The sequence below is a fragment of the Curvibacter fontanus genome (genome assembly GCF_054780335.1).
The window spans coordinates 259,829-273,281 of record NZ_BAAGWN010000011.1 but is presented as its reverse complement, the minus strand read 5'-3'; the positions used below and the strand labels follow the sequence as shown (position 1 = coordinate 273,281).

Annotated in this window: 23 protein-coding genes and 1 tRNA gene; 23 read left to right on the top strand and 1 reads right to left on the bottom strand. The window is 59.6% G+C overall.

The features are described 5' to 3' along the window. The 17 genes from rpsN (at position 1) to ACYVH8_RS07380 (ending at position 8,864) form a co-directional block, all read left to right on the top strand. Positions 1–306, top strand: coding sequence for a 30S ribosomal protein S14 (gene rpsN / locus ACYVH8_RS07460; protein ID WP_174253433.1), 306 nt, complete (start codon positions 1–3; stop codon positions 304–306). A 14-nt stretch (positions 307–320) separates the two neighbouring features. After that, positions 321–716 carry a 30S ribosomal protein S8 gene (gene rpsH / locus ACYVH8_RS07455; RefSeq protein ID WP_057674010.1) on the top strand — a complete coding sequence of 132 codons (396 nt, stop codon included), beginning with the start codon at positions 321–323 and terminating at the stop codon, positions 714–716. A gap of 20 nt (positions 717–736) precedes the next feature. Further along, the gene (gene rplF, locus ACYVH8_RS07450; RefSeq protein ID WP_460488212.1) at positions 737–1,270 is read left to right on the top strand and encodes a 50S ribosomal protein L6; all 534 of its coding nucleotides are present in this window, start codon (positions 737–739) and stop codon (positions 1,268–1,270) included. 11 nt (positions 1,271–1,281) lie between these two features. Then, entirely contained in the window at positions 1,282–1,647 is a 366-nt protein-coding gene (gene rplR, locus ACYVH8_RS07445) for a 50S ribosomal protein L18 (protein WP_460488211.1), read from the top strand. A gap of 17 nt (positions 1,648–1,664) precedes the next feature. Beyond that, the gene (gene rpsE, locus ACYVH8_RS07440; RefSeq protein ID WP_460488210.1) at positions 1,665–2,192 is read left to right on the top strand and encodes a 30S ribosomal protein S5; all 528 of its coding nucleotides are present in this window, start codon (positions 1,665–1,667) and stop codon (positions 2,190–2,192) included. A gap of 15 nt (positions 2,193–2,207) precedes the next feature. After that, entirely contained in the window at positions 2,208–2,390 is a 183-nt protein-coding gene (gene rpmD / locus ACYVH8_RS07435; RefSeq protein WP_322273723.1) for a 50S ribosomal protein L30, read from the top strand. A gap of 10 nt (positions 2,391–2,400) precedes the next feature. Next, a complete protein-coding gene (gene rplO, locus ACYVH8_RS07430; protein ID WP_460488209.1) occupies positions 2,401–2,832 on the top strand; it encodes a 50S ribosomal protein L15 in 432 nt (143 codons plus the stop codon). Between the two features lie 26 nt (positions 2,833–2,858). Then, positions 2,859–4,178, top strand: coding sequence for a preprotein translocase subunit SecY (secY, locus tag ACYVH8_RS07425; protein WP_460488208.1), 1,320 nt, complete (start codon positions 2,859–2,861; stop codon positions 4,176–4,178). 5 nt (positions 4,179–4,183) lie between these two features. Continuing rightward, on the top strand, positions 4,184–4,402 hold the full coding sequence (gene infA / locus ACYVH8_RS07420; protein WP_006297869.1) for a translation initiation factor IF-1: 219 nt from the start codon (positions 4,184–4,186) through the stop codon (positions 4,400–4,402). A 55-nt stretch (positions 4,403–4,457) separates the two neighbouring features. Beyond that, positions 4,458–4,571 carry a 50S ribosomal protein L36 gene (gene rpmJ, locus ACYVH8_RS07415; protein ID WP_011481465.1) on the top strand — a complete coding sequence of 38 codons (114 nt, stop codon included), beginning with the start codon at positions 4,458–4,460 and terminating at the stop codon, positions 4,569–4,571. A 24-nt stretch (positions 4,572–4,595) separates the two neighbouring features. Continuing rightward, a complete protein-coding gene (rpsM, locus tag ACYVH8_RS07410; RefSeq protein ID WP_057674004.1) occupies positions 4,596–4,961 on the top strand; it encodes a 30S ribosomal protein S13 in 366 nt (121 codons plus the stop codon). Between the two features lie 20 nt (positions 4,962–4,981). Then, entirely contained in the window at positions 4,982–5,386 is a 405-nt protein-coding gene (rpsK, locus tag ACYVH8_RS07405) for a 30S ribosomal protein S11 (RefSeq protein ID WP_057674003.1), read from the top strand. Between the two features lie 94 nt (positions 5,387–5,480). Next, entirely contained in the window at positions 5,481–6,104 is a 624-nt protein-coding gene (gene rpsD, locus ACYVH8_RS07400) for a 30S ribosomal protein S4 (protein WP_460488207.1), read from the top strand. Between the two features lie 130 nt (positions 6,105–6,234). Further along, entirely contained in the window at positions 6,235–7,224 is a 990-nt protein-coding gene (locus ACYVH8_RS07395; protein WP_460488206.1) for a DNA-directed RNA polymerase subunit alpha, read from the top strand. Positions 7,225–7,331: 107 nt separating this feature from the next. Next, positions 7,332–7,718 (top strand): 50S ribosomal protein L17, encoded by a 387-nt coding sequence (gene rplQ, locus ACYVH8_RS07390; RefSeq protein WP_460488205.1) that lies wholly within the window; start codon positions 7,332–7,334, stop codon positions 7,716–7,718. Between the two features lie 18 nt (positions 7,719–7,736). Continuing rightward, positions 7,737–7,813: transfer RNA gene (locus ACYVH8_RS07385), tRNA-Met, on the top strand. Between the two features lie 310 nt (positions 7,814–8,123). Continuing rightward, positions 8,124–8,864 carry an MBL fold metallo-hydrolase gene (locus ACYVH8_RS07380; protein WP_460488204.1) on the top strand — a complete coding sequence of 247 codons (741 nt, stop codon included), beginning with the start codon at positions 8,124–8,126 and terminating at the stop codon, positions 8,862–8,864. A gap of 241 nt (positions 8,865–9,105) precedes the next feature. Here the strand turns inward: ACYVH8_RS07380 and ACYVH8_RS07375 are convergent, their stop codons facing one another. After that, on the bottom strand, positions 9,106–9,336 hold the full coding sequence (locus tag ACYVH8_RS07375; RefSeq protein WP_322273705.1) for a helix-turn-helix domain-containing protein: 231 nt from the start codon (positions 9,334–9,336) through the stop codon (positions 9,106–9,108). Positions 9,337–9,465: 129 nt separating this feature from the next. Between ACYVH8_RS07375 and ACYVH8_RS07370 the strand changes: the two genes are divergently transcribed. The 6 genes from ACYVH8_RS07370 (at position 9,466) to ACYVH8_RS07345 (ending at position 13,452) form a co-directional block, all read left to right on the top strand. Beyond that, positions 9,466–9,714, top strand: a complete 249-nt coding sequence (locus ACYVH8_RS07370) for a hypothetical protein (RefSeq protein ID WP_322273703.1) — start codon at positions 9,466–9,468, stop codon at positions 9,712–9,714. Continuing rightward, the gene (locus ACYVH8_RS07365) at positions 9,707–11,179 is read left to right on the top strand and encodes an Arm DNA-binding domain-containing protein (RefSeq protein WP_322273701.1); all 1,473 of its coding nucleotides are present in this window, start codon (positions 9,707–9,709) and stop codon (positions 11,177–11,179) included. Before ACYVH8_RS07370 ends, ACYVH8_RS07365 begins: the two co-directional genes overlap by 8 nt. 115 nt (positions 11,180–11,294) lie before the next feature. After that, positions 11,295–11,969, top strand: a complete 675-nt coding sequence (locus ACYVH8_RS07360) for a hypothetical protein (protein ID WP_460488203.1) — start codon at positions 11,295–11,297, stop codon at positions 11,967–11,969. A 17-nt stretch (positions 11,970–11,986) separates the two neighbouring features. Continuing rightward, the gene (locus tag ACYVH8_RS07355; RefSeq protein ID WP_322273697.1) at positions 11,987–12,289 is read left to right on the top strand and encodes a hypothetical protein; all 303 of its coding nucleotides are present in this window, start codon (positions 11,987–11,989) and stop codon (positions 12,287–12,289) included. A gap of 298 nt (positions 12,290–12,587) precedes the next feature. Further along, complete coding sequence (locus ACYVH8_RS07350) at positions 12,588–13,001, top strand: hypothetical protein (RefSeq protein ID WP_322273696.1); 414 nt, start codon at positions 12,588–12,590, stop codon at positions 12,999–13,001. Positions 13,002–13,071: 70 nt separating this feature from the next. Beyond that, positions 13,072–13,452, top strand: coding sequence for a hypothetical protein (locus ACYVH8_RS07345; protein ID WP_322273695.1), 381 nt, complete (start codon positions 13,072–13,074; stop codon positions 13,450–13,452). Position 13,453 lies beyond the last annotated feature (1 nt).

The following is a 13,453-nucleotide window of genomic DNA, read 5'->3' as shown; positions in this document are numbered from 1 at the left end:
GTGGCTAAAGTAGCTTTGATCGAGCGCGAGCTCAAGCGAGACAAACTGGTCGCCAAGTACGCGAAGAAACACGCGGAACTCAAGGCCATCGCCAGCGACATGAAGCGCAGCGACGAAGAGCGTGCGGCAGCCCGTCTGGGCCTGCAGAAGCTCCCGCGTAACGCGAACCCGACGCGCCAGCGCAACCGTTGTGCCATCACCGGCCGTCCGCGTGGCACCTTCCGCCAGTTCGGTCTGGCCCGCGCCAAGATCCGTGAAATGGCTTTTGCCGGTGACATCCCTGGTGTCACCAAGGCCAGCTGGTAAGCAGGAGATTAAAGATGAGCATGAGTGATCCCATCGCCGACCTGCTGACGCGTATCCGTAACGCGCAGATGGTGGCCAAGACCTCGGTGTCGGTGCCTTCTTCCAAAGTGAAGATCGCTATCGCCCAGGTGCTGAAGGACGAGGGCTACATCGACGGCTTCCAGGTGAAGTCCGAAGGTGGCAAGTCTGAACTGGAAATTGCCCTGAAGTACTACGCCGGTCGCCCGGTGATCGAGCGCATCGAGCGCGTGAGCCGTCCCGGCCTGCGCGTGTACAAGGGCCGTGACGCCATCCCCCAGGTCCAGAACGGTCTGGGCGTGGCCATCGTGACCACCCCCAAGGGTGTCATGACCGATCGTAAGGCTCGCGCCACCGGTGTCGGCGGCGAAGTGCTTTGCTACGTGGCCTAAGGCATTGAGGAGAAACTGAAATGTCGCGCGTAGGAAAAATGCCTGTAGCCATCCCGACCGGGGTGGATGTGTCGATCAAGGCTGATCAGATCAACGTCAAGGGTGCCGGTGGCACGCTGTCGCTGACCCAGTCGGCCCTGGTCAAGGTGAGCAACGAGGGTGGCAAGCTGAGCTTCGCCCCCGCGAACGAAACCCGTGAAGCCAATGCCATGAGCGGCACCATGCGTCAGCTGGTGAACAACATGGTCAACGGCGTGAGCAAGGGCTTCGAGAAGAAGCTGACGCTGATCGGCGTGGGTTACAAGGCCCAGGCCCAGGGCGCCAAGCTGAACCTGGCTGTGGGTTACTCCCACCCGGTGAACATCGAGATGCCTGCCGGCATCACGGTGGCCACCCCCGCCCCCACGGAAATCGTGATCAAGGGTGCAGATCGTCAACGCGTCGGCCAGATCGCCGCCGAGATCCGCGCCGTCCGTCCTCCCGAGCCTTACAAGGGCAAGGGCATCCGCTATGCGGATGAGAAGGTCACGATCAAAGAGACCAAGAAGAAATAAGGAGCTGCACCATGATGACCAAGAAAGAGCAGCGTCTTCGCCGGGCCCGTCAGACCCGCATCCGCATTGCAACGCAAGGCGTGGCGCGTCTGACCGTGAACCGCACCAATTTGCACATCTACGCCAGCGTCATTTCCGGCGACGGCGCCACGGTGCTGGCCAGTGCCTCCACCGCGGAAGCCGAAGTGCGCAAGTCGATCGGCGCCTCGGGCAAGGGTGGCAACGCCACCGCCGCCCAGCTGATCGGCAAGCGCATCGCCGAGAAGGCCAAGGCTGCCGGCGTCGAGAAGGTGGCGTTTGACCGCGCAGGTTTCGCGTACCACGGCCGCGTCAAGGCGCTGGCCGATGCGGCACGTGAAGCTGGCTTGCAGTTCTAAGCAGATCGGAATTAAAGATGGCTAAAGTTCAAGCAAAGATGCAGGGCAAAGGGGCCGAGGGTCCCGAGGACGGCCTGCGCGAGAAAATGATCGCGGTCAACCGCGTGACCAAGGTGGTCAAGGGTGGCCGTATCCTGGGTTTCGCCGCACTGACCGTGGTGGGTGATGGCGACGGCCGCGTCGGCATGGGCAAGGGCAAATCCAAGGAAGTGCCGGCTGCTGTGCAGAAGGCCATGGAAGAAGCCCGTCGCAACATGCTCAAGGTGTCGCTGAAGAACGGCACGCTGCACCACCAGGTGACGGGTCGTCACGGCGCCGCGAACGTCATGATGGCGCCGGCCCCCAAGGGTACCGGCATCATCGCCGGCGGCCCGATGCGCGCCGTCTTCGAAGTGATGGGCATCACCGACATCGTGGCCAAGAGCCACGGCTCGACCAATCCTTACAACATGGTCCGTGCCACGCTGGACGCGCTGAACAACTGCAGCACCCCTGCGGGTGTGGCAGCCAAGCGCGGCAAGACCGTTGAAGAACTCTTCGCTTAAACGGGAGTTACAGACATGGCTAAGCAACAAACCGTCAAGGTCCAGCTGGTTCGCAGCCCGATCGGCTGCAAGGAATCCCACCGCGCCACCGTGCGTGGCCTGGGCCTGCGCAAGCTGAACAGCGTCAGCGAACTGCAGGACACTCCCGCCGTGCGCGGCATGATCAACAAGATCGACTACCTGGTCAAGGTTCTCTGAGAGGCTGACGATGGAACTCAACAGCATCAAGCCCGCAGCGGGCGCCAAACACGCCAAGCGTCGCGTCGGTCGCGGCATCGGCTCCGGCCTGGGCAAGACCGCCGGTCGCGGCCACAAGGGTCAGAAGTCCCGTTCGGGCGGCTACCACAAGGTCGGCTTCGAAGGCGGCCAGATGCCCATGCATCGTCGTCTGCCCAAGCGCGGCTTCAAGTCGCAGCTGCTCAAGTACAACGCCGAGATCACTCTCGACACGCTCGAGCTGCTGGGCGCCGACACCGTCGACATGCTGACGCTCAAGCAGGCTGGCCTGATCGGCCAGCTGGCCAAGGTGGTCAAGGTCATCAAGTCGGGCGAGCTCAAGAAGGCCGTCAAGCTGAACGGCATCGGCGCCACTGCGGGCGCCAAGGCTGCCATCGAGGCAGCCGGCGGCAGCGTGGCCTGAAGAAACCAGACCGAGAGTAGAACGAAGTGGCAACGAACGCGGCTCAGATTGCAAAAACCGGCAAATTCGGCGACCTGCGTCGTCGGCTGGTCTTTTTGCTGCTTGCACTGGTGGTGTACCGCATCGGTGCGCACATTCCGGTGCCGGGCATCAATCCGGACCAGCTCAAGGCCTTGTTCGATGGTCAGCAGGGTGGCATCCTGAACCTGTTCAACATGTTCTCGGGTGGTGCGCTGTCGCGCTTCACGGTGTTCGCGCTGGGCATCATGCCCTACATTTCCGCGTCGATCATCATGCAGCTGCTGACCTATGTGCTGCCTGCTTTCGAGCAGATCAAGAAGGAAGGCGAAGCCGGTCGTCGCAAGATCACGCAGTACACGCGTTACGCGACCCTGGGCCTGGCGCTGTTCCAGTCGCTGGGCATCGCCGTGGCGCTGGAGAGCTCGCAAGGCCTGGTGATCACCCCCGGTTTCGGCTTCCGTTTCACGGCCGTCGTGACGCTGACCGCCGGCACCATGTTCCTGATGTGGCTGGGTGAGCAGATCACCGAGCGAGGCCTGGGCAACGGTATCTCGATCCTGATCTTCGGCGGTATTGCCGCGGGTCTGCCGGGCGCCATCGGCGGCCTGCTGGAGCTGGTGCGCACCGGCGCCATGAGCATCATCGCCGCTCTGTTCATCGTCGCCCTGGTGGTGCTGGTGACCTGGTTCGTGGTGTTCGTCGAACGCGGTCAGCGCAAGATCCTGGTGAACTATGCGCGTCGTCAGGTCGGCAACAAGGTTTATGGCGGCCAGTCTTCGCACCTGCCGCTCAAGCTGAACATGGCCGGTGTGATTCCGCCCATCTTTGCATCAAGCATCATCCTGCTGCCCGCCACCGTGGTGAGCTGGTTCAGCAGTGGCGATTCGATGGTGTGGCTCAAGGACATCGCGAGCAGCCTGACCCCGGGTCAGCCCATCTACGTGATGCTGTATGCCGCGGCCATCGTGTTCTTCTGCTTCTTCTACACGGCCCTGGTGTTCAACAGCCGTGAGACGGCCGACAACCTTAAAAAGGGCGGCGCCTTCATTCCGGGCATTCGTCCGGGTGAGCAGACGGCGCGCCACATCGACAAGATTCTGCTGCGACTGACCCTGGCTGGTGCGATCTACATCACCTTTGTCTGTCTGCTGCCCGAGTTCCTGATCCTGAAGTACAACGTGCCCTTCTATTTCGGCGGCACCTCGCTTCTGATCATTGTGGTGGTGACCATGGATTTCATGGCACAGGTACAGAATTACATGATGTCGCAGCAGTACGAGTCGTTGCTGAAGAAAGCCAATTTCAAGCCGACGCTGGGCGCCTGAAAGAGATGGCGAAAGACGATGTCATTCAGATGCAGGGTGAGGTGGTGGAAAACCTGCCGAACGCGACCTTCCGCGTGAAGCTGGAAAACGGCCACATCGTTCTGGGACACATCTCCGGCAAGATGCGGATGCATTACATCCGTATCCTGCCGGGTGACAAGGTGACGGTCGAGTTGACGCCTTATGACCTGACCCGTGCGCGGATCGTTTTCCGCGCCAAATGAATTTGCAGGTTCCGGATCCTCCGGAACCAGGCTGTAGAAGTTTTAGGAGAGTGAAATGAGAGTTTCGGCTTCGGTCAAGAAAATTTGCCGCAACTGCAAAATCATCCGCCGCAAGGGTGTGGTGCGTGTGATCTGCACGGATCCCCGCCACAAGCAGCGTCAAGGCTGATTGCAAGAGTTATAGAGGACGAAAATGGCACGTATCGCTGGCATCAACATTCCGCCGCATAAGCATGCAGAAATTGGCTTGACCGCCATCTTCGGCATCGGTCGCACGAGCGCTCGCAAGATTTGCGATGCCTGCGGCATTGCATATTCCAAGAAGATCAAGGATCTGACCGACTCTGATCTGGAAAAAATCCGCGACCAGATCGCCGGCATCACCATCGAAGGTGACCTGCGTCGTGAGACCACGATGAACATCAAGCGTTTGATGGACATCGGCTGCTACCGCGGCTTCCGTCATCGCCGTGGCCTGCCCATGCGCGGCCAGCGCACGCGCACCAATGCCCGTACCCGCAAGGGTCCGCGCAAGGGCGCCGCAGCACTGAAGAAATAAACTGGCATTGAAAGATCACCATGGCTAAAGCTCCCGCCAATAATGCCGCGCAGCGTGTGCGCAAGAAGGTTCGCAAGAACGTGGCCGACGGTGTCGCCCACGTGCACGCCTCCTTCAACAACACCATCATCACGATCACCGATCGCCAGGGCAACGCCCTGTCCTGGGCGTCGTCTGGTGGCCAGGGCTTCAAGGGCTCGCGCAAGTCCACGCCGTTCGCCGCCCAGGTGGCGTCCGAAGTGGCTGGCCGCGCGGCCATGGAGCAGGGCATCAAGAACCTCGACGTCGAGATCAAGGGCCCCGGCCCGGGTCGCGAGTCTTCGGTGCGCGCTCTGGCCGCACTGGGCATCCGCATCAACCTGATCTCCGACGTGACGCCGGTGCCGCACAACGGCTGCCGTCCCCAGAAGCGCCGTCGCATCTGAGCGGCACGCGCATTTTTAACAAGCCCACCGCCACCGGCATTGCGCTGGTGGCTCCCGCAGACAACTGCGGAAGTTGACATAGAAGGAAGTTCAAGTGGCACGCAATCTCGGCCCCAAGGCCAAACTCTCCCGCCGCGAAGGCACCGACCTGTTCCTGAAGAGTGCCCGCCGCTCGATCAGCGACAAGGCCAAGTTCGACTCCAAGCCCGGCCAGCATGGCCGCACTTCGGGCGCCCGCACCTCCGACTTCGGTCTGCAGCTGCGTGAAAAGCAGAAGGTCAAGCGCATGTACGGCGTGCTGGAGCGCCAGTTCCGCCGTTATTTCGAGGAAGCCGATCGCCGCAAGGGCAACACCGGCGCCAACCTGCTGTTCCTGCTGGAATGCCGCCTGGACAACGTGGTGTACCGCATGGGCTTCGGTTCGACCCGTGCCGAGGCGCGTCAGATGGTCTCGCACAAGGCGATCACCGTGAACGGCAACGCCGTGAACATTCCTTCGTACTCGGTCAAGGCCGGCGACATGATCGCCGTGCGCGAAAAATCCAAGAAGCAGAACCGCGTGGTCGAGGCCCTGCAGCTGGCCCAGCAAGTCGGCATGCCGGCCTGGGTCGAGGTCAATCTCGACAAGGCCGAAGGCACGTTCAAGAAGGTGCCCGATCGCGACGAATTCGGGTCCGATATCAACGAATCGCTGATCGTCGAGTTGTACTCGAGATAAGCAAGGTGAAACGAGGTTGCCGCGCAACCTCGCCCCTGTAGTTTTTCGTACCTGGCCAGGAAGCATTCCGGTCAGGCGCTTCACCAGCCTTACCGGTGTAACGAGCCGGGGGTATTGACAGGAAGTCTGCATGCAAACCAGTCTGCTGAAACCCAAAGCAATCAACGTCGAACAACTCGGTCCGAACCGCGCCAAGGTGGCGCTGGAGCCGTTTGAGCGTGGTTATGGCCACACCCTGGGCAACGCGCTGCGCCGCGTCCTGCTGTCGTCGATGCCGGGTTACGCTGCCACGGAGGTGACCATCGCCGGCGTGCTGCACGAGTACTCGTCGATCGACGGCGTGCAGGAAGACGTGGTCAACATCCTGCTCAATCTCAAGGGTGTGGTGTTCAAGCTGCACAACCGCGACGAAGTCACGCTGAGCCTGCGCAAGGACGGCGAAGGCCTGGTCACGGCGGGCGACATTCAGACCCCGCACGATGTCGAGATCATCAACCCCGAGCACGTGATCGCCACGCTGTCTGCCGGTGGCAAGCTCGACATGCAGATCAAGGTCGAGAAGGGCCGTGGTTATGTGCCGGGCACCATGCGCCGTTACGGCGACGAGCCGACCAAGTCGATCGGCCGCATCGTGCTGGACGCCTCTTTCTCCCCGGTCAAGCGCGTGAGCTACACCGTCGAGAGCGCCCGCGTCGAGCAGCGCACCGACCTGGACAAGCTGGTCGTCGAGATCGAGACCAATGGCGCCATCACCGCCGAAGATGCCGTGCGCGCTTCGGCCAAGATCCTGGTGGAGCAGCTGGCCGTGTTCGCCCAGCTCGAGGGCAGCGAACTCGCCGCCTTCGACGCACCGGCGCCGCGCAGCGGCAGCCAGTTCGACCCGATCCTGCTGCGTCCGGTCGACGAACTCGAACTGACCGTGCGTTCGGCCAACTGCCTGAAGGCCGAGAACATCTATTACATCGGCGACCTGATCCAGCGTTCCGAGAACGAGCTGCTCAAGACCCCCAACCTGGGGCGCAAGTCGCTCAACGAGATCAAGGAAGTGCTGGCTTCGCGCGGCCTGACCCTGGGCATGAAACTCGAGAACTGGCCGCCGGCCGCGCTCGAAAAGCGATAAACAAGGTGATAACGAGGCTGCAGCAGCCTCGCCCTTTGGGATTTTTTAGTGGTGAACCTGAAGTACCTGATACGGCTTCAGTTGATAGATAAAGAAAGGAATACACCATGCGTCACGGACACGGACTCCGTAAACTCAACCGCACCAGCGAGCACCGCCTCGCCATGCTGCGCAATATGATGAATTCGCTCATCGAGCATGAAGTCATCAAGACCACGGTCCCCAAGGCCAAGGAACTGCGTCGTGTGGTCGAGCCCATGATCACCCTGGCCAAGGAAGCCACGCTGGCCAACCGCCGCCTGGCGTTCGACCGCCTGCGTGACCGCGACAGCGTCACCAAGCTGTTCAACGATCTGGGCCCGCGCTTCAAGGCCCGCCCCGGTGGTTACACCCGTATTCTGAAGATGGGCTTCCGCGTGGGCGACAACGCCCCCATGGCCCTGGTGGAACTGGTTGACCGTCCGGCGGAAACCGAAGCACCGAAAGCAGATTAAGCTATAATGCTGGATTACCGCGCGATGGAGCAGCCTGGTAGCTCGTTGGGCTCATAACCCAAAGGTCGTAGGTTCAAATCCTACTCGCGCAACCAACAAGTAAGCGGTCTCCGCTGACAGCAAACGCCCACTTTATGTGGGCGTTTTGCTTTTGTGTCGAGGTTTGTGACGAGGTCTGTGTCGTCACAAAATTCGAAACCTCAGTCCGTGACCATTGGGTGAATGACGAGGCTCACGGCATCTCATCCCAAGGTTAATTTTTCGGTTTCACAGAATCATCCAATGGGCAAGTGCGTCCGTCCCTGATCGGCCACAACCGGCCGTAGCCCCCCTAGAATAGGACCGTGTTTCACGGTACTTGGATTGCAGGTGTTACGGTCTACATTGCGTTTGAGAGCTTGACATATGCAGTTAACATTCATCGGCAGCGGGGATGCATTCGGCAGTGGCGGCCGTCTGAATACATGCTTCCACGTCACCGGCGATAGCGTCAATTTCTTGATTGACTGTGGCGCATCATCCTTGATCGGCCTGAAGGCCAAGCAGGTTGCGCTTCGTGAAATTCAAGCCATCTTTGTCACGCACTTTCATGCGGATCATTTCGGTGGCATTCCGTTTTTCATAATCGACGCGCAGCTTTTTTCCAAGCGAACGGAACCCCTCACCATAGTGGGTCCTCCTGGCTTGCGGAGTTGGTACGAACGCTTCATGGAGACCTCGTTTCCAGGGTCGTCGCGCACGCAACACAAATTCACGCTGTCGCTTGTCGAAATGGAGGCCGGCCAACAAGCCGTGACGTTTGCCGGCGTCACGGTCAAACCGTTTCAGGCATGCCACGGGAACCCTGGTGGCCCGTTCTTTTCGTATCGATTGGAAGCGGAAGGCTGCGTGATCGCATACACCGGCGACACGGAGTGGACAGATCATCTGATACAGGCCGCAGCGGATGCCGATCTCTTCGTCGCCGAAGCCTATTTCTTCGACAAGAAAATCAAATTTCACCTCGATCTGAAAACCCTTCTTGAAAAGCTACCTCTCATTCACCCCAAGCGTCTAATACTCACGCATATGAGCGATGACATGCTTGGCCGGCTTGAACACCTGGAACACGAAACGGCATATGACGGCAAGGTCGTTGAGTTCTGAGGTCAATCGCTCCTGCGGATGTCCCTGTGGCTCGCCGCTTCGCCAAAACGAAATTCCGGACGGCAGGTCGCACGTTCAAGTAATACTGGGATGGCCATTTTCATAATGGATGGCGGTTTTTTCAGAGATCAACAGGCGGCTTAGGGCACTAAACAGCCCGGTAGTAACGGATCGGAGGCAGCTTTTTTCGACGTTGAAACGATCCACTGCTACTTGCGAGGCGCACAGATTGATCAGCGGCCTAGCTCACGTCCTCTGGCAAGTGTTCCATCAAATCCTCAACCTTGCATTCAAAGTACAGGCATAACCGATCAACGGTTTCGGTCCCCGTGCCGTATCCCTTCTGATTAAGGATTTTTGACAGCGTCATTCGGTTCAGGCCGGTGGCTGTCGCAATCTCATTGATCGTGACGCGTCGCCCTTCAGCGAACTGCTTCTTCTCAATCATTTCGCCGAGTTTGAATCGAATCATGGTGATAAAAAACGTCGAAAGATAAATAAATTTATCAAAATACTTGCAAAATGAGCTTTTATGTGTATTATTGCTAGCAAGTGATAAATATTGTTATCGCTTGCAACCTGAATTGTAAAGGAGCTAGCAATGATAGGGCAGACTTATCTCACTACCGACGAACTGTCTTCAAGGATCAAGTATGACGTCAGAACGATTCGCGAACGTCTCAAAGACAGCGTCTTGATTGAAGGCGTGCACTATCTGCGCCCGTTCGGCGGGCGCAAGATATTGTTCGTATGGGAAGCGATTGAGCGTGACATGAAAGTCGCCTCGATTCAGCAGCCCATCGGTATGGGGGCCATCCCGATGGCGAATGGAGCCGTCCTCCATGGCTAAAGTCACTGTCCGAAAGGAAACAGGGAAGTTGGTTATCGACTTCACCTATCGCGGGGTACGCTGCCGTGAACAAACAGCCCTGCCTGATTCACAACAAAACCGAAAGCGTGTGCAAGGGGTGATCGAAAAAATCACAAAGGCCCAAAAGGACGGCACGTTTAAGTACAGGGACTTTTTCCCTGAGAGTGCGCTTGCCTCACGGTTTGATCCAGGGATTGCGCAAGCAACACCAGCGCCGAGCATTGCTGAATCAATCAATGAAATCAGTACGCCTCTATTCAGCACCTTCGCCAACCAATGGGTCGACGAACACAGCATCGAATGGCGCCGCAGTCATATCAAGTCGCTGGTCTCGACCCTCAACAGCCGCCTGATCCCGCATTTCGGGAACAAGGCGGTCGGCAGTATCACCAAGTCTGACATCCTGGTCTTCCGCGCCACACTCGCCAAAGTTAAAGGTCGCGGAGACAAGGAGGGGCTCTCACCCAAGCGGATCAACGAAATCATTGGCCTGCTGCGCCAGATCCTGAACGAAGCCGCCGACCGATTTGAGTTTACGTCACCGGCGCTCAACATCAAAACCCTGCGCTTGCGTAAAACCGACGTCGACCCGTTCAGCCTGGTCGATGTCCAGCGCATCCTGGCTACGGTCCGGCCGGACTACAAGGACTACTTCGTCACCCGCTTCTTCACCGGCATGCGCACCGGCGAGGTCCATGGGCTCAAATGGAAGTATGTCGACTTCGACCTGCGCATCATCCGCGTGCGCGAAACCTTCGTCCTCGGTGAGGACGAATACACCAAGACCGACGGCAGCCAGCGCGACATCCAGATGAGCCAGCCGGTGTTCGACGCGCTTAAAAAGCAGTTCGAGGTCACCGGCAGCGTGTCCGAATACGTGTTCTGCAATCTGATGGGGCAACCCCTGGACAACAAGAACTTTTCTGACAGGGTCTGGTATCCGCTGCTGCGCCATCTCGAGCTCAAGGAACGGCGTCCTTATCAGATGCGCCATACTGCGGCCACGCTGTGGCTGGCATCAGGTGAAGCACCCGAATGGATTGCCCGCCAGCTGGGTCACACCAGCACCGAGATGCTGTTCCGGGTCTACAGCCGCTATGTGCCCAACCTGACCCGCCAGGATGGTTCTGCCATGGAGCGCCTGTTGGCCAGCCGTTTGTCGACGGGAACGATTCAGCAACAGCAAAGCGCATCCGCGTTGCAACAGATCGTTCAGTCTGGAACCCATGGAAGGACGAGTCAGCCCCTGGGTACCGTCCAGCCCACCCAAGCAAAGCCGAGGCTGCGCAGCATCCAGGGTGGCCGCTCTACAGGCAAAGGTCCGACGCAAACCAATGCGTCGACCGATTACTTCGGCGATGCGGAGCCACAACCGCCGCCCTGGGCACAACTGGCTCAGTCTGCCCGGTGGTCAAGCATCCCCGCTGCGCAGCACCTGAGCTAGATCCCATTCCGCAAAGCATTTCACGCCCGGTCTTCTGAAACGCAGAAGCCGGGCCGGGGAGAGCTTTGCCCAAAAACCGTAGCCCCTATTCATCCCTTCACCAATCAGGATTCCTATGAAAAAACTCAGCCCCCGCGTCCAAGCCTTCCTCGCGCAGCAAGGCATCGACCTGCAACACCTCAAAGCGAAACCCGGCGCGAACCCCAAACCCCAGTCCAGTGCGATCACCCCCAAGCCAGAACAAGAAGACATCCATCCCCATTTGAAGCCGGCCGTGGATCCGCAGCAGATCGTGCAGGACACCCTCAAGGCCGTGCGCCATACCGAGCTGCGAGAATTCTTGGAGGCCGTCTTCACTGAGACCGAAGTCCACCAGATCCTCACCACCCGGCACAACGCCCAGGGCTACTACCAGCGCTATGCCATCCAGTACCTGCGGGCAGCGGCAGCGGCCGCCTCCTTCTGGTCGGCCCAGGGCTGGCCGCACCGAGAAGTCATGTATGTGGCCACCCTGATGCAAGGCATCAGGCAACTGCTGGCGCCGTGCATCGTCGGCGGCGCCAGCGTGGACGACGTGATGTTCACCATCGTGCGCACAGCCCTGTACCAGCTCGACGACCATGCACCCCAGCAGGCCAGTCTGCTGCGCCTGTGCCTGGGCTGGGGCAATGCCGACGAGATCGATGGCTGCTACATCCCGCAGCTGCAGCAAATCGTCCAGCAGGCGTTGGAGCGTGCCGGACAACGTGAGCACACGCTCACGACGCTGACCAAGCCGCGGCTGTCCTGAGTCCTGGAGGAGCCAGCATGCACAAACCTTTTGCGTTTCACTTCGGCAGTGCCAGCACGCCGCTCGATGCGGTGACCGATATCCATTACCGCGAACGAGCGGCCGCGCAGTTGCCGATCCCGTCCAAGCCCGTCAAGGTGTTTCACACCCATGGCCTGCAGGTCGTGGGGGTGCCCGACGAGCTGCTCCGGATCCTGGGCGCTCCCACCATCCGCAAGGCCAACCAGAGCCCGCTGGTGGTGTCGGCCCATTTCGAGACCGAGGCCTGCTTCTACCTGCTGCGCATCCACAGCCGCATCCACATGGCCTTGCCGCGGTAGCTGCGAATTTGAAATCAAAACGTTTCACGCCGGCTCTTGACGAAACCGAATTCTGTGAGAACTTGGATCAAGACCTCTTGAGAAATTGATGCCATGACCACCCTGACCCGAGCCCAGGCTCCGCACGTCCACCCGCCGTAGCGGCGAATCATTGCCGACCCTGCGCCACTGGCGCAACCGGGCATGCCGGCGCGGGCGTCAATACCTACCAGCCAGTTCCTCAAAACCCGCTCCCAGCGGGTCAGGGGAGAGCTTTGCCCGAAGAAACCGAAATCCATCCATTCAAAGGAAAAGAACCATGAGCAAGAAATCCACAGCAGCGACTGCCAAAAAGAGCAGCACCAAAACATCCAGCCCGAAGGCGGCACAGGGCATCAGCCCTGAATTCATTCAAACCGCAGTAGCCATGCGCATGACCCGCAGACCGTCCGACTGGGCGCCAACGCCGGAGCAGAACCCGTCAGGCCAGCCCGCGGTTGTGCATGACTTCGCGGGCCATGTGTTGTTCCTGCTGCCATCGTCTCTCAAGGAAACCCTGGGCGAGGCGGTGTTCAACGCCTGTGTGGCAGACCTGGAAGACCACGAGATGACGGCCATTCACCGGGAGAAGGACACCGTCACCTACATCGGCATGAAATGCATCGCACAGATGTACGCCCCCCCCAAAACGCCGGCGGCCGAGAAAAAAGGCCGTGGCAAGCGGGCGGCCTGACAAGAGCCGGTCCAAACCGCCGCGCCGCAGGGCGCGGCTTTTCATCAAACCAGCAACCGAAATTCAAACCATGGAAACTTCATCCAACAAGCAAACCAGGCCATCGACCATTAGCGAGCGCATCCAGCGCGTCGTGCTCATCATCATGGTGCTGTGCATGGGGCTGTCCCTGCTGATCGTGGCCGTGGGCGGTACGGCCTTCTATCTCTTGGACCGGCATCAGGTCAAGATCGTCAAGTCCACCGAAGCGGCCGGCCAGGTGATGGCCGTCACCCTGAGCGACGGGCTGTTCACCCGTGCCCTGGTGGAAACCAGCATCGGCTTTTATGCCCTGATCGATGGCGCGAGCCTGATCAAGGGCCAGCCGCTCACGCTGGAAATCCGGGGCAACGCGGATCGCTATCTGTGTGATCCGGCCCACCGTTGCACCAGGCTGATAAATACATGGTGAG

Bases quoted from the DNA above. Each gene is read 5' to 3' on its own strand.
- rpsM (WP_057674004.1), top strand. From the start codon at position 4,596: ATGGCACGTATCGCTGGCATCAACATTCCGCCGCATAAGCATGCAGAA.
- ACYVH8_RS07365 (WP_322273701.1), top strand. From the start codon at position 9,707: ATGGCTAAAGTCACTGTCCGAAAGGAAACAGGGAAGTTGGTTATCGAC.
- ACYVH8_RS07350 (WP_322273696.1), top strand. From the start codon at position 12,588: ATGAGCAAGAAATCCACAGCAGCGACTGCCAAAAAGAGCAGCACCAAA.
- ACYVH8_RS07360 (WP_460488203.1), top strand. From the start codon at position 11,295: ATGAAAAAACTCAGCCCCCGCGTCCAAGCCTTCCTCGCGCAGCAAGGC.
- rpsE (WP_460488210.1), top strand. From the start codon at position 1,665: ATGGCTAAAGTTCAAGCAAAGATGCAGGGCAAAGGGGCCGAGGGTCCC.
- rpsK (WP_057674003.1), top strand. From the start codon at position 4,982: ATGGCTAAAGCTCCCGCCAATAATGCCGCGCAGCGTGTGCGCAAGAAG.
- ACYVH8_RS07345 (WP_322273695.1), top strand. From the start codon at position 13,072: ATGGAAACTTCATCCAACAAGCAAACCAGGCCATCGACCATTAGCGAG.
- rpsH (WP_057674010.1), top strand. From the start codon at position 321: ATGAGCATGAGTGATCCCATCGCCGACCTGCTGACGCGTATCCGTAAC.
- rplO (WP_460488209.1), top strand. From the start codon at position 2,401: ATGGAACTCAACAGCATCAAGCCCGCAGCGGGCGCCAAACACGCCAAG.
- ACYVH8_RS07375 (WP_322273705.1), bottom strand. From the start codon at position 9,336: ATGATTCGATTCAAACTCGGCGAAATGATTGAGAAGAAGCAGTTCGCT.
- ACYVH8_RS07355 (WP_322273697.1), top strand. From the start codon at position 11,987: ATGCACAAACCTTTTGCGTTTCACTTCGGCAGTGCCAGCACGCCGCTC.
- rplR (WP_460488211.1), top strand. From the start codon at position 1,282: ATGATGACCAAGAAAGAGCAGCGTCTTCGCCGGGCCCGTCAGACCCGC.
- rplQ (WP_460488205.1), top strand. From the start codon at position 7,332: ATGCGTCACGGACACGGACTCCGTAAACTCAACCGCACCAGCGAGCAC.
- infA (WP_006297869.1), top strand. From the start codon at position 4,184: ATGGCGAAAGACGATGTCATTCAGATGCAGGGTGAGGTGGTGGAAAAC.
- ACYVH8_RS07395 (WP_460488206.1), top strand. From the start codon at position 6,235: ATGCAAACCAGTCTGCTGAAACCCAAAGCAATCAACGTCGAACAACTC.
- rpmJ (WP_011481465.1), top strand. From the start codon at position 4,458: ATGAGAGTTTCGGCTTCGGTCAAGAAAATTTGCCGCAACTGCAAAATC.
- rpmD (WP_322273723.1), top strand. From the start codon at position 2,208: ATGGCTAAGCAACAAACCGTCAAGGTCCAGCTGGTTCGCAGCCCGATC.
- ACYVH8_RS07370 (WP_322273703.1), top strand. From the start codon at position 9,466: ATGATAGGGCAGACTTATCTCACTACCGACGAACTGTCTTCAAGGATC.
- rplF (WP_460488212.1), top strand. From the start codon at position 737: ATGTCGCGCGTAGGAAAAATGCCTGTAGCCATCCCGACCGGGGTGGAT.
- ACYVH8_RS07380 (WP_460488204.1), top strand. From the start codon at position 8,124: ATGCAGTTAACATTCATCGGCAGCGGGGATGCATTCGGCAGTGGCGGC.